We start from the raw sequence: 18,307 nt of genomic DNA on the forward strand, positions 1-18,307 counted from the left end.
CACAGAACCCTTTGACTCCGCTGGGCGGTAGGGCGGAGGTGCCCGGTGACGCACGGCCCGGGGTGGTGGCCGCCGGTAGAGTACAGCCATGCCCACCAGCGTCCCGGACCCCGCCCCGCTCCCGCTCAACCCCGGCGGGTTCGACGAACTCCTCGCCGCGGCAAGGGTGGTCAGCCTGCCCATGCGGGTGAAGTTCCGCGGCATCACCACCCGGGAGGCCCTGCTGCTCCACGGACCCGCCGGCTGGTCCGAGTTCTCCCCGTTCCCGGAGTACGGCGACGCCGAATCCTCCCGCTGGCTCGCCGCCGCCATCGAAGCCGGCTGGCACGGCTTCCCGGAGCCGCTGCGGACCAGTATCCCGGTCAACGCCACGGTCCCGGCCATCTCCGCGGAGCGGGTCCCGGAGATCCTGGCCCGCTTCGGCCGCGTGGATGCCGTCAAGATCAAGGTCGCGGAAGCCGGGCAGACGCTCGAGGACGACGCCGCCCGGGTGGCCGCGGTGCGGGACGCCCTGCCTGAGGCCGCGGTCCGGGTCGACGCCAACGGCGGCTGGGACGTCGACTCCGCCGTGGCCGCCCTGACCCGGCTCGCCGGCGTCGGCCTCGAATACGCCGAGCAGCCCGTCCCCGATATCGCCGGCCTCGCCGCGGTGCGCCGCCGGCTCAAGGCCGCGGGCGTGCCGGTGCCGATCGCCGCCGATGAGAGCGTGCGGAAGGAAGAGGACCCGCTCAAGGTCGCCCGGGCCGGTGCCGCGGACCTGATCGTGGTGAAGGTGGCCCCGCTCGGGGGAGTGCGCCGCGCCCTGGAGATCGTCGCCGCCGCCGGGCTCCCCGCCGTCGTCAGCTCCGCCCTGGACACCTCCGTCGGCATCCGCGCGGGCCTGGCGCTCGCCGCCAGCCTGCCGGAGCTGCCCTACGCCTGCGGCCTGGGCACCGTCTCGCTGCTGGCCGCCGACGTCACCCGTGACTCCTTGGTGCCCGACGACGGCGCCATCGACCTCCGCGACGTGGCCGCGGACCCGGCCCTGCTGGAGGAGCACGCCGCGTCCCCGGAGCGCCGCGATTGGTGGGTGGACCGCCTCCGCCGGGTGTACGGGGAGCTGGCCGGCACTCGGTAGGCTCCCAGGGTTCACTGAGGAAGTTCACCGGAACTTCACTGCCGGGCCGCCGGGACGTTGCGTCCCGGTGACAGGGTGGGCGGTACCGCACCCCCACCCTCTCGAAAGGTCCGCCATGCCTGAACGTCCCGGACGCCCCTTCCCGCTGCTGCCGATGCTCGGCCACACCAAGGGCAAGCGAAGCCCCGTCACCTGCGCCCTGAAGTGCGACAACGCGTGCTCCGGTGAAGTCTGCAACACCAGCTCCAACGCCTACTTCCGCGACATCGCCTCAGCCACCCTGTCCCGCCGCTCCGCCCTCGGACTCGGGGCCGCCGGTGCGCTCGCCGTCGTCTTCGGCAACGCCGCCATCAGCGGGACGGAAGGCAAGGGGGCCGGACTCGCCGGCGCCGCGAAGGCAGGCTTCGGCCCCTCGAAGCTGCAGTTCACCGCCATCGCCCCGGTGGACGCCGCCGTCGATGCCCTCACCGTCCCCGCCGGGTTCACCTGGCAGCCGGTGATCCGGTGGGGGGATCCGCTCTTCGCCGATGCGCCGGACTTCGACGTGGACCGCCAAAGCGCCGCGGCCCAGGCCCGCCAGTTCGGCTACAACAACGACTACACGGACATCCTGCCCATCGACGCCAAGAATCGCCGGGCCGTGCTCTTCACCAACCACGAGTACACCAACGAAAACATCATGCTCCCGGCCGGCTTCGACCCCGCCGAGGCCCGCGCCCTCGGCCGCGCCGCCCACGGACTCACCGTCGTCGAACTCGAGCGCCAGAACACCACCAAACCGTGGACCTACGTCAAAGGCGCGCCCCGGAACCGCCGCTTCCTGACCGACACGGCGTACGCACTGACCGGTCCCGCCGCCGGCTCGGCCCTGGTCCGCACCGCCGCGGATCCCGCCGGACGGACCATCAAGGGAACACTGGGCAACTGCTCCGGCGGCACCACCCCGTGGGGGACCATCCTCTCCGGCGAGGAGAACTTCAACGGCTACTTCGTCGCCGCGGGAACGTCCGCGGCGGACAAGCGCTACGGCCTGACCAACAAGCCCACGGCCCGTCAGTGGGAGCTCGATGACCCGCGCTTCGACACCCGCAACCCCGGGTTCGAGAACGAAGCCAACCGCTTCGGCTGGATCGTCGAGGTGGACCCGCTTGACCCCACGTCGACGCCACGCAAGCACTCCGCGATGGGCCGCTTCAAGCACGAAGGGGCCAACGTTATCGTCGCCGCCTCGGGCCACGTCGTCGCCTACATGGGCGACGACGAACGCTTCGACTACCTGTACAAGTTCGTCTCCCGGGACACCTACCGGGAGGGCGACCGGGCGCACAACATGACCCTTCTCACCGAGGGCGACCTCTACGTCGCCCGGTTCTCCGGAGATTCGCCCGCGGCGGAGATCGACGGCTCCGGTGCCTTGCCGGCCGACGGCGCCTTCGACGGTGCCGGTGACTGGCTGCCGCTGGTGGTGGGCGGCCAGTCCAAGGTCCCCGGCATGAGCGTGGAAGAGGTCCTCGTCTACACCCGGCTCGCCTCGGACAAGGTGGGGCCCACCAAGATGGACCGCTGCGAGGATGTCCAGCCCAGCCTGCACACGGGCAAGGTCTACGTGGTCTGCACGAACAACACGGACCGCGGAAAGGCCGGCAAGGAAGGCCCCACCGAGGTCAACCCCCGCGCCATCAACCGGGACGGACACATTGTCGAGATCTCCGAGACCGGGGACCAGACCTCGACCTCCTTCACGTGGAACCTGCTGATGGTCTGCGGCGATCCCGCCAGGAACCCTTCCGCGTACTTCGCCGGCTTCCCGGCCAGCCAGGTCTCGCCGATCTCCTGCCCGGACAACGTGGCCTTCGACTCGGTGGGCAACCTGTGGATCTCCACCGACGGCGCCCCCTCCAGCACCGGCTACGCCGACGGCCTGTTCAAGGTCACCCTCGACGGCTCCGAGCGCGGCCGTGTGGAGCAGTTCCTCGCCGTGCCCCGGGACGCCGAAACCTGCGGGCCGGTCATCCACGACGACGAACGCCGCGTCTTCGTTGCCGTCCAGCACCCGGGCGAGGAGGGCACTTTTGCGGACCAGCATTCCGCCTTCCCCGACTACGTGCGGGCCGGCGCGGCGCCGAAGCCCGGCCAGGCCCGGATTCCCCGCCCGTCGGTGGTCCAGGTCTTCCGCGGCGGCAACTAGCCGTCCCCCCCGCGCCTGCGGGGCCGGCTCACCGGGCCGGCCCCGCGGGCGTTCTCCGGGAGCGCACCCCGTGGGTCCGCTGAGTGGCTCTGCCCCGCGGGCGCGCTCCGTAGGCGCGCTCTGCAGGCGCCGGGGCGCGGGGCGGAACTGATAATTTGAACAGTGTGAATAATCCGGCCGAAATGGTTGTCCCCAGAGTCCAGGCAGCGATTGCCACCGCGTTCGGCGACGAGTTCCGGGGAACGGACCCGGTGATCCGCCCCTCGCAGTTCGCGGACATCCAGATCAACGCCGCCCTGGCCCTGGCCCGCAAGGTGGGACTGCCGCCCCGGGACGCCGCCGCCCGGATCGTCGAGGCACTGGACCTGGACGGGGTCTGCAGCCTGGTCGAGATCTCCGGCCCCGGCTTCATCAACCTCACCTTCGACGGCACCTGGATCGAGGAGCTGCTCAACGCCCCCACCGCCGCCAGCACAACAACCCCCGCCGGCGCCGGTGGTGACCGGCACGCCCCGCTGCACCGCGTCGTCGTCGACTACTCCTCCCCGAACGTCGCCAAGGAAATGCACGTCGGCCACCTCCGCACCACCGTGGTGGGCGACAGCCTGGTCCGGGTCATGGAGGCCCTCGGCCACACCGTGATCCGGCAGAACCACATCGGCGACTGGGGCACCCCGTTCGGCATGCTGATCGAACACTGGCTGGAGGTGGGCGAGGATTCCCCCGAGGCCGCCCTGCTGGTCGATGACCCCAGCGCCTTCTACCAGGCCGCCCGCGCCAAGTTCGACGCCTCCACCGAGGAACCGGACGGCTTCGCCACCCGCGCCCGCCTCCGCGTGGTGGCCCTGCAGGGCGGGGACCCGGAAACCTTCGCCGTCTGGGAACGCCTGGTGGCCCAGTCCAAGCGCTACTTCAACGCCATCTACGCCATGCTGGGCATCAGCCTCACCGACGACCACATCGCCGGCGAAAGCTCCTACGACGCCCATCTGGCACAGCTGTGCCAGGAGCTCGAGGAACGCGGCATCGCCCGGATCAGCGAGGGCGCGCTCTGCACCTTCCCGGCCGGCTTCACCGGCCGCGAGGGCGATCCGCTCCCGCTGATTATCCGCAAGTCCGACGGCGGCTACGGTTACGGCACCACCGACCTGGCCACCATCCGCTACCGGGTCCGCGAGCTGCAGGCGGACCGGGTGCTCTATGTCGTCGGCGCCCCGCAGAACGTGCACCTGCGCATGGTCATGGCCACCGCCCGCGACGCCGGCTGGCTGCCGGACACCGTCGAGGCCACCCACGTCCAGATCGGCAACGTCCTGGGCGAGGACGGCAAGATCCTCAAGTCCCGTGCCGGGAACCCGGTCAAGCTGATGGCGCTGCTGCAGGAGGCCGTGGACCGGGCCCGCGCCGTCATCGACGCCAACCGGCCCGAACTCAGCGATGAGGAGCGCGCCGTCACCGCACGCCAGGTGGGTATCGGGGCGGTCAAGTACGCCGACCTTTCCACCGGCCACGACACCGAGTACGTCTTCGACTTCGACCGGATGCTGGCCCTCAGCGGCAACACCGGCCCCTACGTCCAGTACGCCGCCGCCCGGATCCGCTCCATCCTCCGCAAGGCCGGGGCGCTGGAGCAGCACGAGGCCGCGGCCGGGACCGCCCCGGCGGCCACCATCGCCGTCGTCGAGCCCGCCGAACGCGCCCTGGCCCTGCACCTGCTCGAGTACGACGCCACGCTGCGGAAGGTTGCCGAGTTGCTCGAACCGCACCGGCTCTGCGCCTACCTGTTCGAGCTCGCGCAGCTCTTCACCTCCTTCTACGACCAGTGCCCGGTACTCAAGGCCGAGGACACCGTCCGGGAATCCCGACTGGCCCTCTGCGGGCTGGTGCTGCGCCGGCTGAGCGCGGGCCTGGACCTGCTGGGCATCGAGACGCCGGAGAACATGTGAGCCAGGGCGGGGGACTGGGCGCCGTCGAGAGCGCCCGGATGGCCGTGGCCGCCCTGCTCGGGGCCGGCGTCCGCTACGTCGTCGTCGCCCCCGGCTCCCGGTCCGCGCCGATGGCGTACGCGCTGGCCGAGGCGGACACCGCCGGCCGGGTGGAGCTGCTGGTCCGGATCGACGAACGTGACGCCGGCTTCACCGCCCTGGGCCTGGCCCTCGCCACCGGTGCCCCCGCCGCCGTCCTCACCACGTCCGGGACCGCCGTCGGCAACCTGCTGCCGGCCGTCATGGAGGCCAACCACGCCGCCGTGCCGCTGGTGGTCCTCTCCGGCGACCGGCCCGACGAACTGCGCGGCACCGGCGCGAACCAGACCACCATCCAGCCGGACCTGTTCGGCGAGCACGTCCGCTTCGCCGTGGACGTGGCCGCCGGGGACAACCCGGTCCGCGCGGTGGAGACCGCGCTCAGCGCCGCCACGGGAGCCTTCGAGGACATTCCGCCCGGCCCCGTGCAGCTGAACCTGGCCTTCCGGGACCCGCTGGTCCCCGCCGAGGGGGAGAGCGTGGGCGATCCCGCCGCCCGCCGGGTCCACCACGCCCCGCGGACCCCGCTGGCGCTGGACTTCCCCGCCGCCGATGCCGCCCTGCCCGAGCGGCGCACCGTGGTCCTCGCCGGGCACGACGCCGGCCCCGTCGCCGAGGCGTTCGCCCGCGCCCACGGACTGCCGCTGCTGGCCGAACCGTCCTCCAACGCCCGGTTCGGTCCCAACGCCGTTGGCCCGTACCGGCTCTTGCTGGAGCACTTCGGCCCGGACGCGGCCCAGCCCATCGAACGGGTGGTCCTCTTTGGCCGGCCCACCCTGTCCCGGCCGGTTTCGGCGTTGCTGGCCCGCGCCGACGTCCCCTCCGCCCTCTACCAGCCGGTCCCGGTGGCCTGGTACGAACCAGGCCGTCGGACCGAGCTGCCGCTGGAAACCCTCGCGGACCTCGCCGAGTTCGCCGGCCGCGGACCCGCCGCCTGGCTGGATTCCTGGGTGCTGGCCGGGGCTGCCGCGCAGCACGCCCTGGACTCCGTCCTTGCCGGCACTGCCGAGGCCACCGGTCCCGCCGTCGGCGCCCAGGTCTGGGAGCACGCCTCCGGGCAGCTGGTGCTGGGCTCCTCCAACGGCATCCGCGACGTGGACCTGGCCGGCGTCCCGCCGCAGGAACCGCGGGCCACGATCTTCGCCAACCGCGGCCTCGCCGGGATCGACGGCACCCTGGCAACCGCCACCGGCGTCGCGGTCGGCGGCCGGCAGGAAACCACGGTGCTGCTGGGCGACGTCACGTTCCTGCACGATGCCGGGGGCCTGTTCCTCGGGGCGGGGGAGAAGGACCCGGCGCTGCGGATCGTGGTCCTCAACGACGCCGGCGGGGCGATCTTCGGGCTGCTGGAACACGGCGGGATCGACCAGTCCGGCCGCTACGGCACCGCCGTCGAACGCCTCTTCGGCACCCCGCACACCGTGGACCTGGCCGCCCTTGCCACCGCCTATGGCGTGCCGCACCGGGCCGTGACCACGACGGCGGAGCTCGCCGCGGCCCTGGCCGAACCGGTGGAGGGTCGCAGCATCATCGAGGTCCGGACCGACCGGCGGCGCCTGCGGGCCCTGCACGGCAGCATCCGCACCGCGGTGGCCGCCGCCGTCGCCGGCACCCTCGGCGGGTAGCTCCGCGCCGCCCGCCGATTCCGCAACTGCAGGCGGTTTCCGCTACGAAAAAGGACAGCCGCTCCGTGGATCCACGGAGCGGCTGTCCTTTTTCGGCGCGAAATCGCGGCCGGGCCCTAGATGTAGTTCCCACGGAGGTTGTGAACGCGGCTGATGGGGGTTTTGCCTCCGATGCCGGTATGGGGTCTGTGGTGATTGTAGTGGTGGAGCCAGTCTGGGTAGGTGGCTGCCCGTTCGGTTTCTGATGTGTAGGGCCGGGCGTATGCCCATTCCGTGGCGAGGGTCCGGTTGAAGCGTTCTACCTTGCCGTTGGTTTGGGGCCGGTAGGGGCGGGTCCGGCGTTGCTTGATGTGCGGGCCCAGTGCGGCGGCGAAGGCTCTGGAACGGTAGCAGGCCCCGTTATCGGTGAGCACGGCTTTGACGGCAATTCCGTGGGCTGCGAAGAACGCGGTCGCGCGGAGCCAGAACGCTGCGGCGGTTTCCTTCTTTTCGTCGGTGAGGATTTCTGAGTATGCGAGCCGCGAGTGGTCATCCACGGCGTGGTGCAGGTAGGCGTAGCCGGTCCCTGCGCGGCGGTTCCTGCGGCCCAGCGCCCGGCCCAGGGTGCGGTGCCCGCCGCCTTGTGGGATGCGCCCAAGTTTCTTGATGTCCACGTGGATCAGGTCCCCGGGATGGTCGTGTTCGTAGCGTCGTGGCGCAGGCTTGCGCACGGGCAGGCCGGTGCTTTGGTCAAGGCAGGCCAGTCGGGGCATCTGGTACCGGGCCAGGACCTTGCCTACCGTCGAGCGGGCAAGGTGTAGGTGGGCCGCGATCCGGTGGGGTCCCCAGCGGCGGGTGAAGCGCAGCGCCAGGATCCGCCGCTCAGTGCGGGTGTTGGTGCGGTTCGGGCTCCGGTGAGGTCGCGATGACATGTCAGCCATGCCGTCCTCGCCGCAGGCCCGGTACCGGTCCACCCATTTCTTGGCCGTGGCCGGCGAGCACTGGAACCGTTCTGCGGCGCGGCGCAGAGTCCAGTCCTGCTCGATGACCAGCCGTGCGAGCTTTCCCCTGGCCCTGGGTGTCAGGTCTGCGTTGGCATGGGTAACGTAGGACACGAGAGCCTCCTGGCGTCGAGATGAGTGTGGTAACCCAAATCGATACCGGAGGCTCTCGCTCTTTACATCAAGCCACGCTGTTCACAACCTCCGTGTGAACTACACCTAGAGCACCCGGCTCAGGAACTCCTTGGTGCGCGCGTGTTGCGGGTTGGACAGCACCTCGCGCGGGTCGCCGGATTCGACGACGACGCCGCCGTCCATGAACGTCAGCCGGTCACCGACCTCGCGGGCGAAACCGATCTCGTGGGTTACCACGATCATGGTCATGCCGGACTTGGCCAGATCTTTCATCACGTTCAGCACGTCGCCTACCAGCTCGGGGTCGAGTGCCGAGGTGGGCTCGTCGAAGAGCATCAGCTCCGGATCCATGGCCAGCGCACGGGCGATCGCCACGCGCTGCTGCTGCCCGCCGGAGAGCTGCGAGGGGTAGTGCCCGGACCGGTCGGCCAGGCCCACGCGGTCCAGCAGCTCCAACGCGCGCTTCTTGGCGACGTCCTTCGGCTGGCCCTTGACCTGGACCGGAGCCTCCATCACGTTCTGCAGCGCCGTCTTGTGCGGGAACAGGTTGAAGCGCTGGAAGACCATGCCGATCTCGCGGCGCTGGGCGGCGACCTCCTTGGTCTTCAAATCATGCAGACGGCCGTTGACCTCGCGGTAGCCGATCAGCGATCCGCCGACCGAGATCCGTCCGGCGCTGATGGTTTCCAGCAGGTTCACGCAGCGGAGCATGGTGGACTTGCCGGAACCGGACGGTCCGATCACCACGGAGACCTCGCCCTGGTTGACGGTCAGGTCAATGCCGCGCAGCACGTGGTGGTGGCCGTAGTACTTGTGCAGCCCCTGGATCTCGACCAGTGGCTTCTCGGCGATGGCCGTCATCGGGCACTCTCCTCGGGGAAGTCCGTTTTCAGTGACCGCTGGGCGTCGGCGCCGGGGGTACCGGCGGCGGCGGCCTTGGCAGCGGCGGGGTTCACCGCGGCAGGTGCCAGGTTGTCCACGCCCTTGCCGTAGTACGCCTCAAGGTAGTGCTGGCCCACCATCAGGATGCTGGTGACCAGCAGGTACCAGAACGCTGCGACGATCAGCAGCGGGATCGGCAGGTAGATCCGGTTGGCCAGGGCGTTGGTGGCGAAGGTCAGGTCCAGGGTAAACGGCACGGCCAGGACCAGGGAGGTGGTCTTGAGCATGCCGATGGTCTCGTTGCCCGTGGGCGGGACGATGATCCGCATGGCCTGCGGCAGGATGATCCGCCACATGATCTTGCCCTTGGACATGCCGAGCGCCTCGGCGGCCTCGGTCTGGCCCCGGTCCACGGACTTCAGGCCGGCCCGGAAGATCTCGGCCAGGTACGCGGACTCGTTCAGGCCCAGGCCCAGGATCGCGGGGATCAGGCCCTTGCTGGGATCCGAGAGCGCGTAGCTGAACAGCTCCGGCCCAAACGGGATGCCCAGGGTGATGGCCGGGTAGAGCACGGTGACCAGGCCCCAGAACACCAGCTGGGTGTAGACCGGGGTGCCGCGGAAGAACCACACCCAGAGCCAGCTGGTGTAGCGCAGTACCGGGTTGTCGGACTGCCGCATGACCGCCAGCAGGATGGCCAGGACGATCGCCAGGACCATCGAGGTGACGGTCAGGAGCAGGGTCCAGCCCACGCCCTGGACTACCTTCACGTCCAGGATGTAGGTGGCGACGACGTCCCAGCGGAAGTTGGGGTTGGTCACCAGGCTCTGCAGCAGCAGGACCAGGGCGCCACCGATGATGATGGCGCTGATCCAGCGGCCGGGGTGGCGCACCGGTACCGACTTGTTCAGTACCGGTGCTTCCTCATTCCGGTCCTTCATTGCAGCATCCGAGTGGCCGGTTAGGCTCAAGACGACGCCGCCGGGTTGAGCCCGGACTTGGTGATGGCGCCTTCGGCGTTACCCCAGCCCTCGAGGATCTTCTTGTAGGACCCGTCAGCGATCAGCTTGGTCATGGTCTTCTGGACGAGGTCCGCGAGTGCCGTGTCCGACTTGGCGACGGCAATACCCTGCGGAGCGGCGTCGTAGACGTCGCCGAGCTTCTCCAGCTGGCCGTTGGTCTGGGTCAGGGCGTAGCCGATGATCGGGGAGTCGGCGGCCATCGCGTCGATGCTGCCGTTGACCAGGCGGGTGGTGACGTCAGTCTGGTTCTTCAGCGTCACGATTTCGATCGGCTTCTTGCCCTCGGCGGTGCACTTCTTGTTGCGGTCGGCGAGGTCCGGGTCTTCCTGCACGGTGCCGGTCTGGACGCCGATGGCCTTGCCGCAGACGTCATCGAGCGAGAAGCCCTTCGGGTTGCCCTTCTTCACTGCCCAGGCGGTGCCGGCGTTGAAGTAGCTGACCATGTTCACCGCGCCGAGGCGCTCCTTGTTGATGGTGAAGGAGGAGATGCCCAGGTCGTACTTCGGGCCGAGCGCCGGGAGGATGCCGGTGAATTCCGCGGTCTGGACCTGAACCTTGAGGCCCAGGGTCGCGCCGATCGCCTTGGCGATGTCGACGTCGTAGCCCACCGGGGTCTGGCCGTCCGGGCCGAGGAATTCGGCCGGGGCGTAGCTGGTGTCTGCGCCGATGGTCAGGGTGCCCTTGGACTTGATGGCCGCGGGGACCATGGCTGCCAGGGAGTCGTCCTTCTGCACCGTCGTGGGGTCGAAGCTGGCCTTCGACGCGCCGGAGGCTGCGGGGCTGCCGGCGCCGGACCCGGTCTCGGAGGCGTTGGTGCAGGCGGACAGTGCCAGGGCACCGACGGCAAGGACGGTGGCGGCCTTGAGCGTGGAGGCGCTCAGGAGCGAACGGGAGATCTGCATTTTTTCTTACCTTTTGTTGCAGGGGAGCCGGGAACTAAATCGGTTCATAGTGTATCGCCGAACAAGAGATGTACGTCACAGAAAACTAAGTTTCACTATTGGATAACTATAGTGAACGCTTTTGCAACCATTACCGCCGGGGAGATGTCTGGAATCCCGGATTCGGTGTCGCGGCGGCGGGCCGCCTTGTGTAACAGGCGTACGACGGCGGTGCGCCGGCCTTCCGTGGGCGACGGGGCGCGCCAGTGTGCCGGCTTTTCGCCGCCAGCGAGCACGCCGGTGTGCGCGGGGAGAGCCGGGGTTCAGCTCTCGATGCCGAGGGACTCCAGCATCGGCCGGAACTTCGCCCACGTCTCGGCCAGCTCCATTTCCGGAACAGAGCCCTCCACCACGCCGCAGCCCGCGTAGAGCCGGACCGTGTCCGGGCCCTCGACCACCGCGCCGCGCAAGGCGATGCCCCACTCGCCGTTGCCGGCCGCGTCCAGCCAGCCCACCGGTCCGGCGTAGGGGCCGCGGTCCAGGTGCTCGAGCTTGCGGATGAGCGCGCCGGCCACCGTGGTGGGGGTGCCGCAGACGGCCGCGGTGGGGTGCAGGGCGTTGATCAGCGCCAGGCAGGTGGGGACGTGGCCCTCCACCTCGGTCAGTTCGGCCTTCACGTCGGAGGCGAGGTGCCAGACGTTGGGCAGCTCGAGAATGAAGGGCTCGCTGTGGGCGTTCATGGCCTCGGAGAACGGCGCCAGCTGGGTGGTCAGCGACGCGATGGCGATGTCGTGCTCGTGGCGCTGCTTCTCGGACCCGGCCAGGACCCGTTCGGCGAAGTCCAGCGGGCTGCCCTCGACGCCGTCGGCGTCCCGCCGGTCCAGGGTTCCTGCCAGAACGCGGGCCTGGGCGGTGCGGCCCTCCACCTGGATCAGCATCTCGGGGGTGGAGCCCACCAGTCCGTCCACGCCGTAGGTCCAGCACTCGCGGTACCGGACGGCCAGTTCGCGGAGGATGGCGGCCGCGTGCACGCCGTCGGGCAGGGTGGCCACGATGTCCCGGGCCAGCACCAGCTTCTCGAGGGCGCCGGTGCGGATTTCGGCGACGCCGGCGGCGACGGCGGCCATCCAGTCCGTCTCGCTGAGCGCTCCGGTGCTGAGCTTGGCCTCGCGATCGCCCTGCGGCGCCTGCTCCGGCGCGGTGTCCAGCCAGCGGTTCAGGGCGGCGCGCGCGCCCGCCTCGGTGAGTTCGACGTCGTCGGCGGTGATCTGGGTCAGCCAGGCCGTCCCGTCGCGCAGTCCCACCACGACCTCGGGGATGATCAGCCGGGATTCGTGCGCGGAAACCTTGGAGAAGGCAAAGGAGCCGAAGGCCACCGGGCCGGTGCCGGGGCACTCCACCGCGTCGGTGACGTCGGCCTCGAGGACCAGGTGGCGCCACCAGATGTCGGCCTCCAGGAACCGCTCCGGACCCGTGGCCGTGAACCGGTCCACCTCGCCGAAGCCCACCAGGCCGGCCTCGCGGCGGGTCCAGCAGAGCACGTCGTCACGGACCAGAAATGACGGCAGCCCCCCGGGGAACGAATCAGCATCGAGGGGGACTGTCAGGGTCCTGATACGTCTGGTGCCGGGCGCGCTCGTCATGATGAGACAACACTACTCCCGCGTCTCCCGCCCTCTGCCCGGTCCGGCGGTTAGGGGGAGGGTGGAAGTTTTGAGACAATGACGAGGTGAACCGAGCATCCTTGGATAAGCGTCCGGACGAAGTAGCCACGATGTTTGACGACGTCGCGCCTAAATACGACGTCGTCAACGATGTGCTGTCGATGGGACAGACCCGGCGCTGGCGCCGGATCGTCGTCGAGGCCATGGACGTCAAGGCCGGCCAGCGGGTGCTGGACCTGGCCGCGGGAACCGGCACCTCCAGCGAGCCGTACGCGGACGCCGGGATCGACGTCGTCGCCTGCGACTTCTCCCTGGGCATGCTCAAGGTGGGCAAGCGCCGCCGCCCGGACATCGACTTCATCGCCGGCGACGCCACCCGGCTGCCGTTCGCGGACAACACCTTCGACGCCAGCACCATCTCTTTCGGCCTGCGCAACGTCAACGAGCCCAAGAAGGCCCTCGCCGAGATGCTCCGGGTCACCAAGCCCGGCGGCCGGCTGGTCATCGCCGAGTTCTCCCAGCCCGTGGTGCCGCTCTGGCGGACCATGTACACCGAGTACCTGATGCGCGCGCTGCCGGCGATCGCCGTCAAGGTCTCCTCGAACCCGGACGCCTACGTCTACCTCGCCGAATCCATCCGCGCCTGGCCGGACCAGGACCACCTGGCTGCCTGGCTGCAGGAAGCCGGCTGGGAATCCGTCAGCTACCGCAACCTCAGCGGCGGCATCGTTGCCGTGCACCGGGCGCAGAAGCCTGCCGGTCCAGCGGACGGCCCGGCCGCCGGTGCGCAGGCCCTGGCCGATCACACCGGCCCGGTCGCGAAGCTGCGCCGCAACATCATCCGGCCCGGGCGCTAGCCCGGCGATGCCGTGAAAGTACTGATCGTCGGCGCGGGTCCCGCCGGATCCACCGCCGCGTACTACCTGGCGCAGGCGGGCCTCGAGGTTACGGTGCTGGAGAAGACCAGCTTCCCGCGCGAAAAGGTGTGCGGCGATGGCCTCACGCCCCGCGCGGTGCGTGAAATCCAGAAGCTCGGCCTTCCGCACCCCGAGACTGAGGGCTGGCGGCGGAACAAGGGCCTCCGGCTGATCGCGGGCGGCCGCACGATCGAACTGCCCTGGCCCGAGGTCTCCGACTTCCCGCAGTACGGCCTGATCCGGACCCGGCTGGGCTTCGACGAGGAGCTCGCCCGGCACGCCCAGTCCGCGGGCGCCGTCGTGCTGGAACGCCACAGCGTTACCGAGGCACTCCGCGGCGACGCCGGCCGGGTCACCGGCGTACGGGCCGCACTGCTCGATGACGCCGGCCGGAAGACGGGGGAGACCCGGGACTTCGCCGCCGACGTCGTCCTCGCCGCGGACGGCAACTCCACCCGCACCGCCGTGTCCCTGGGCCTGCGCAAACGCGACGACCGCCCCCTTGGCGTGGCGGTGCGCACCTACTTCACCAGCCCCCGCCACGAGGACGACTGGATGGAGGGCTGGCTGGAACTGCCCGGCGCCGACGGGCAGTTGCTGCCCGGCTACGGCTGGATCTTCGGCGTCGGCGACGGCACTTCCAACGTGGGCCTGGGCATCCTGAACTCCTCTAAGGAATTCGGCAAGCTCGACTACAAGCAGGTCCTGCGCGAATGGACCGCCGGGATGCCGCCGGAGTGGGGCTTCACCCCGGAGAACCAGGTGGGCGAGATCCGCGGCGCCGCGCTGCCCATGGGCTTCAACCGCACCCCGCACTACGCGCCGGGCCTGTTGCTGCTCGGCGACGCCGGCGGCATGGTCTCCCCGTTCAACGGCGAGGGTATCTCCTACGCGATGGAGTCCGCCCGCTTCGCCGCCGAATACCTGATTGACACCGCCTCCCGGTCCGCGGCGGCCGGCTGGGACCGGAAGGACGCCGACGCGCACCTGTCCGGGTACGCCGGCTACGTCCGGGACCAGTGGGGCTCGCACTTCACCCTGGGCCGCGCCTTCGCCGCCGTGATCGGCAAGCCGGCGGTCATGAAGCTGGCGCTGCGGACCGGCATGCCGCTGCCGCTGCTGATGAAGTTCGTGGTCCGGCTGATGGCCAACCTGACCGACCCCTCCGCCAGGGGCATCGAGGACCGGATGATCCGGGTCCTGGAGGCCCTGGTCCCGGCGACGTCCAATACCGGCACCGTTCCGGCCCCGAATCCGCGGTTTCCGCAACAAAAAGTTAGGGTTAACCCGTGACCAACTCCGCAGACCAAAGCTGGACGCACGCCGGGCACGGCCTGCAGGGCTCCGAGCCCGACCTGAACACCACCGCCATCGCCACCGGGCTGCAGCTTCCGGCAGGGTTTGCGGCGATCGCCGGCGACGCCGAACTGGGCCCCGCGATCACCACCAACCTCGCCCGCGTGGAGAAGAAGCTGCGCGAGGCGATCGCCAACTCCGACCCGCTGGCCGATGCCACCTCCCGTCACCTGGTGGAGGCCGGCGGCAAGCGCATCCGGCCGCTGCTGACCCTGCTGTGCGCGCACCTGGGGGATGCCTCCCGGCCCGCCGTGGTGCAGGCCGCCGTCGTCGTCGAGTTGACGCACCTGGCGACGCTGTACCACGACGACGTGATGGACTCCGCGCCGTTCCGCCGCGGGGCCCCCACCGCGCACGAGGTCTGGGGCAACTCCGTGGCCGTCCTCACCGGCGACCTGATCTTCGCCCGCGCCTCGATCCTGGTCTCCGAACTGGGTTCGCGTGCCCTGGGCATCCAGGCCCGCACCTTCGAGCGGCTGTGCCTCGGCCAGCTGCACGAGACCGTCGGGCCGCGGCCGGACGAGGATCCCGTCCAGCACTACCTGTCCGTGATCGCGGACAAGACCGGTTCCCTTGTGGCGGCCTCGGGCCAGCTCGGGGCGATTTTCTCCGGGGCCGACGAGTCCTACGAAGCCCTGCTGGTCGAGTACGGCGAGAAGGTGGGCGTGGCCTTCCAGCTGGCCGACGACGTAATCGACGTGACCGGCGTCAAGGTCAAGAGCGGCAAGTCGCCGGGCACCGACCTGCGCGAGGGCGTGCCCACGCTGCCCGTGCTGCTGCTGCGCAAGGCCGCCGCCGACGGCGACCAGTCCGCCGTGGACCTGTTGACCCTGATCGACGGGGACCTGAGTTCCGATGAGGCGCTGGCCGCCGCGGTCGCCGGGCTGCGCGAGCACCCGGTCACCGCCCAGTCCTGGACCGTGGCGCGGGAGTGGGCCGCCGAGGCGATCGCCGCCCTCCAGCCGCTGCCCGAGGGCGTGGTCAAGGATTCGCTGACCAGCTTCGCGCACGCCGTAGTGGAGCGCAGCAGCTAGGTTCTTGCCGTGGTCCTTATCAGGGCCGGCACCCCTGTGGACGCGGAATGGCCCCGGTCCTCACAACGTTCGAGTCGTCCGTTGTGCGGAACCGGGGCCATTTCTCCGTTCGCATCAGATTCACCGGAGGCGTTTAGTGAACCCATGAATAAGCGTATGACAACTCTGTCAAACTGTCTAGGGTTTCTGTAATTTTGCTGTCATGGTTTTTGCCGGGGCTCGCTGCTGGCGGTCCGGGGGCACATTGAATCCCCTCTGCCTGACCTTGCCCCTCAGGCGCCGGCGTGTCTGGGCCGAAGTGCCCCCGTCCGGCTGAACGGGATAGGGCGACGCTGTCCACATACGGCACCGGCACAGGTGCGCGTGCGCATGGTGTCCGTGAGATTGAGCTGATGGAGCTTTTCACATTCTTGGCAGGGCGGGGTGGAATGGCGACGACGGCGGCGCTGCAGCGGGCCGGGTTTACCCGTCACCGCCTCACGGCAGGCGTGGCGTCGGGCGTCGTTGTGAGGGTCCGCCGCGGACACTATGCCCTGCCGGGGAACGCCGGTGAATATGGGGCCGCCCGTGAGATCCGGGGTCTGCTGACCTGCCTTTCGGCTGCGCCCGGCTACGGCTTGTGGACGCTCGTGCCTGCTGCACGTCGTCACGTCTGCGTAGGCCACCGATTGGCCCCGCCCGGCGTCATCCAACACGGCCGCATTCTTCATCCCAGGCACCCGACCCTGCCGATGGTCGGCCTGGCTGACGTCCTGCTGCACGCCTTGCGCTGCCTGCCGGAACGTGAGGCCTTGGTGATGATTCAGTGCGCGGTCGGCCGTGGTGACATCAGCCTGGCTTTCCTGCGCGGACGCCTCACCGGGAACCGGAACGCCCGGGCACGGTCAGTGCTGGATCTGATCATTCCCCGCGCCGACTCGCTGCTCGAGGTCCTCGCCAACGCCGCCTTCGTACGTGCCGGCCTCTATATCCGCCGGCACGTGGAGATACCCGGCGTCGGGGAGGTTGATTTCCTCGTGGAGGACTTGGTGATCGTCGAGACCGACGGGGCAACCCACTTGGAACCGTTCCAAGTCAAGAAGGACCGGCGGCGTAACAATACCGCCGTGGTCGGCGGCTACCTTGTCCTTCGGTTCGGCTACGACGACGTCGTACACCACCCGGAGCGGATGGTGACCCAGGTCATTGCACTCATTGATCTCTGGCGCAGGGGAGGGTTTCGGCCGTGACGCTGCATCACAAGCGGTACGGGGGCAGTTCGACGCCGGATCAGGTGTTCACAGGCACCTATTGCGGCGTGTCCGTGTCAAGGTGCCCCCGGAGGGACCCCGACGGCGGGAGGCTAGTCCTCGTCGTCGTCGTTGAAGGCCCACTCGAACATGTCGAAGACGAACTCGGAGAAGGTTCCTTCTTCGCTCTTCCACTGTCCGCGGGCGTTGTTGCGGCGGTACACGATGGGGTCCGGGACGCTGAGGTCGCCCACGCGGAAGCCCCAGGTGAACTGCTCTTCCTCGTCCTCGAGGAACATCAGGAAGCCCTCGTCGTCGACTTCGAGTTCCTCGGGATCCCAGAAGTAGTGGTACGCCTCCATCAGGTCCTCGCAGCCGCCCAGGGCCAGGTAGAACTCGCGGAGAACCAGCGGGATGGTGAACTGGTGCTCGGCCAGGGCCTCGTCCAGCTCCTGCTCGGACAGGCCGTCCGCTTCCTGCCATTCGTCTTCGAGATATTTCGGAACAAGCGCGCGGAACTTCTCGAGGAACATGTCAGTCATGCTTCATATCCTAGCTAATCCGCGGGCCCTCTCCCCGCCCGGCCCAGGCCCAGCCGGTGCCAGCCGCGCACGGCCAGCGGAACCCGCCAGCGGCGCCGCCACGCGGTGACCCGGAACGCGAAAACCAGGGCCGCCACCACCGGTCCGGTGACCGGGTTGAAGGAGCCCGTCACGGACAGCGCCACCGTCAACCCGGCGCCGGCGAACGCGGGAAGGGCGTACAGGTCGCCCGGGTCGAAGAGCTGCGGCACCTCGTTGGCGGTGATGTCGCGGAGCAGGCCGCCGCCCACCGCCGTCGTCACACCCAGCAGCACCGCGGCCACCGGGTGCATCCCCGCGGCGAGGGCCTTCAGGCTGCCTGTGATGCAGAACAGGGCCAGGCCGCCGGCGTCGAAGAGCACCAGCAGCGAGGTGAACCGCTGGACGCTCGAGTAGAGGAAATACACCAGGACGGTCGCCAGCAGCGGGGGAGCGAGGTAGGCGGGGTTGGTGAACGCCGCCGGGGAACCATTGTTGATGATGATGTCCCGGATGACGCCGCCGCCCAGGCTCACCACCGAGGCCAGCAGCAGGGACCCGACAATGTCGAATTCCTTCCGCGCCGCCAGCAGCGACCCGGACACCGCGAAGAAGAAGACACCGGCCAGGTCCAACCACACCAGGACGAGGCTGAAGGAAAAGGTCATGGCGGTCCTGGTTTTTTCGGCGGGG

The 18,307-nt window shown here is 69.6% G+C and carries 15 protein-coding genes; 8 read left to right on the top strand and 7 right to left on the bottom strand.

Features of this window, described 5'->3' with window-relative positions:
- Positions 1-88: 88 nt before the first annotated feature.
- The 4 genes from ABC337_RS11185 (at position 89) to menD (ending at position 6,954) form a co-directional block, all read left to right on the top strand.
- Entirely contained in the window at positions 89-1,117 is a 1,029-nt protein-coding gene (locus ABC337_RS11185; protein ID WP_412883892.1) for an o-succinylbenzoate synthase, read from the top strand.
- A gap of 115 nt (positions 1,118-1,232) precedes the next feature.
- Positions 1,233-3,305 carry a PhoX family protein gene (locus tag ABC337_RS11190; RefSeq protein ID WP_412883891.1) on the top strand — a complete coding sequence of 691 codons (2,073 nt, stop codon included), beginning with the start codon at positions 1,233-1,235 and terminating at the stop codon, positions 3,303-3,305.
- Positions 3,306-3,487: 182 nt separating this feature from the next.
- The gene (argS, locus tag ABC337_RS11195; RefSeq protein ID WP_412883890.1) at positions 3,488-5,251 is read left to right on the top strand and encodes an arginine--tRNA ligase; all 1,764 of its coding nucleotides are present in this window, start codon (positions 3,488-3,490) and stop codon (positions 5,249-5,251) included.
- 38 nt (positions 5,252-5,289) lie between these two features.
- Entirely contained in the window at positions 5,290-6,954 is a 1,665-nt protein-coding gene (menD, locus tag ABC337_RS11200) for a 2-succinyl-5-enolpyruvyl-6-hydroxy-3-cyclohexene-1-carboxylic-acid synthase (RefSeq protein WP_412884942.1), read from the top strand.
- A gap of 116 nt (positions 6,955-7,070) precedes the next feature.
- Here menD and ABC337_RS11205 read toward each other — a convergent pair whose 3' ends face one another.
- The 5 genes from ABC337_RS11205 to ABC337_RS11225 all read right to left on the bottom strand — a co-directional run bounded on the left by ABC337_RS11205 (position 7,071) and on the right by ABC337_RS11225 (position 12,497).
- On the bottom strand, positions 7,071-8,048 hold the full coding sequence (locus tag ABC337_RS11205; RefSeq protein WP_412883889.1) for an IS481 family transposase: 978 nt from the start codon (positions 8,046-8,048) through the stop codon (positions 7,071-7,073).
- A gap of 105 nt (positions 8,049-8,153) precedes the next feature.
- Positions 8,154-8,930 (bottom strand): amino acid ABC transporter ATP-binding protein, encoded by a 777-nt coding sequence (locus tag ABC337_RS11210; RefSeq protein WP_412883888.1) that lies wholly within the window; start codon positions 8,928-8,930, stop codon positions 8,154-8,156.
- A complete protein-coding gene (locus ABC337_RS11215) occupies positions 8,927-9,892 on the bottom strand; it encodes an amino acid ABC transporter permease (protein WP_290256059.1) in 966 nt (321 codons plus the stop codon). Before ABC337_RS11215 ends, ABC337_RS11210 begins: the two co-directional genes overlap by 4 nt.
- 26 nt (positions 9,893-9,918) lie before the next feature.
- Positions 9,919-10,875: an ABC transporter substrate-binding protein gene (locus ABC337_RS11220; RefSeq protein ID WP_412883887.1), complete on the bottom strand. Its 957-nt coding sequence runs from the start codon at positions 10,873-10,875 to the stop codon at positions 9,919-9,921.
- Positions 10,876-11,177: 302 nt separating this feature from the next.
- Positions 11,178-12,497 carry an isochorismate synthase gene (locus ABC337_RS11225; protein WP_412883886.1) on the bottom strand — a complete coding sequence of 440 codons (1,320 nt, stop codon included), beginning with the start codon at positions 12,495-12,497 and terminating at the stop codon, positions 11,178-11,180.
- Positions 12,498-12,583: 86 nt separating this feature from the next.
- Between ABC337_RS11225 and ABC337_RS11230 the strand changes: the two genes are divergently transcribed.
- From ABC337_RS11230 to ABC337_RS11245, 4 genes are all read left to right on the top strand, one after another.
- On the top strand, positions 12,584-13,375 hold the full coding sequence (locus ABC337_RS11230; protein ID WP_412883885.1) for a demethylmenaquinone methyltransferase: 792 nt from the start codon (positions 12,584-12,586) through the stop codon (positions 13,373-13,375).
- Positions 13,376-13,387: 12 nt separating this feature from the next.
- A complete protein-coding gene (locus ABC337_RS11235) occupies positions 13,388-14,728 on the top strand; it encodes a geranylgeranyl reductase family protein (RefSeq protein WP_412883884.1) in 1,341 nt (446 codons plus the stop codon).
- Entirely contained in the window at positions 14,725-15,825 is a 1,101-nt protein-coding gene (locus ABC337_RS11240) for a polyprenyl synthetase family protein (protein ID WP_412883883.1), read from the top strand. The genes ABC337_RS11235 and ABC337_RS11240 overlap by 4 nt, the downstream gene beginning before the upstream one ends.
- A gap of 392 nt (positions 15,826-16,217) precedes the next feature.
- Positions 16,218-17,054 (top strand): DUF559 domain-containing protein, encoded by an 837-nt coding sequence (locus ABC337_RS11245; RefSeq protein WP_412883882.1) that lies wholly within the window; start codon positions 16,218-16,220, stop codon positions 17,052-17,054.
- Between the two features lie 113 nt (positions 17,055-17,167).
- Here ABC337_RS11245 and ABC337_RS11250 read toward each other — a convergent pair whose 3' ends face one another.
- Entirely contained in the window at positions 17,168-17,596 is a 429-nt protein-coding gene (locus tag ABC337_RS11250; protein WP_290256052.1) for a hypothetical protein, read from the bottom strand.
- Between the two features lie 14 nt (positions 17,597-17,610).
- Positions 17,611-18,282, bottom strand: coding sequence for a trimeric intracellular cation channel family protein (locus tag ABC337_RS11255; protein ID WP_412883881.1), 672 nt, complete (start codon positions 18,280-18,282; stop codon positions 17,611-17,613).
- Positions 18,283-18,307: the final 25 nt, after the last annotated feature.

This window comes from Arthrobacter phoenicis, from assembly GCF_047238215.1.
Taxonomy (GTDB): domain Bacteria; phylum Actinomycetota; class Actinomycetes; order Actinomycetales; family Micrococcaceae; genus Arthrobacter.

Coding starts and splice junctions, on each gene's coding strand:
- ABC337_RS11255 (WP_412883881.1), bottom strand. CDS start 18,282: ATGACCTTTTCCTTCAGCCTCGTCCTGGTGTGGTTGGACCTGGCCGGT.
- argS (WP_412883890.1), top strand. CDS start 3,488: ATGGTTGTCCCCAGAGTCCAGGCAGCGATTGCCACCGCGTTCGGCGAC.
- ABC337_RS11220 (WP_412883887.1), bottom strand. CDS start 10,875: ATGCAGATCTCCCGTTCGCTCCTGAGCGCCTCCACGCTCAAGGCCGCC.
- ABC337_RS11190 (WP_412883891.1), top strand. CDS start 1,233: ATGCCTGAACGTCCCGGACGCCCCTTCCCGCTGCTGCCGATGCTCGGC.
- ABC337_RS11245 (WP_412883882.1), top strand. CDS start 16,218: ATGGAGCTTTTCACATTCTTGGCAGGGCGGGGTGGAATGGCGACGACG.
- ABC337_RS11185 (WP_412883892.1), top strand. CDS start 89: ATGCCCACCAGCGTCCCGGACCCCGCCCCGCTCCCGCTCAACCCCGGC.
- ABC337_RS11215 (WP_290256059.1), bottom strand. CDS start 9,892: ATGAAGGACCGGAATGAGGAAGCACCGGTACTGAACAAGTCGGTACCG.
- menD (WP_412884942.1), top strand. CDS start 5,290: ATGGCCGTGGCCGCCCTGCTCGGGGCCGGCGTCCGCTACGTCGTCGTC.
- ABC337_RS11210 (WP_412883888.1), bottom strand. CDS start 8,930: ATGACGGCCATCGCCGAGAAGCCACTGGTCGAGATCCAGGGGCTGCAC.
- ABC337_RS11225 (WP_412883886.1), bottom strand. CDS start 12,497: ATGACGAGCGCGCCCGGCACCAGACGTATCAGGACCCTGACAGTCCCC.
- ABC337_RS11250 (WP_290256052.1), bottom strand. CDS start 17,596: ATGACTGACATGTTCCTCGAGAAGTTCCGCGCGCTTGTTCCGAAATAT.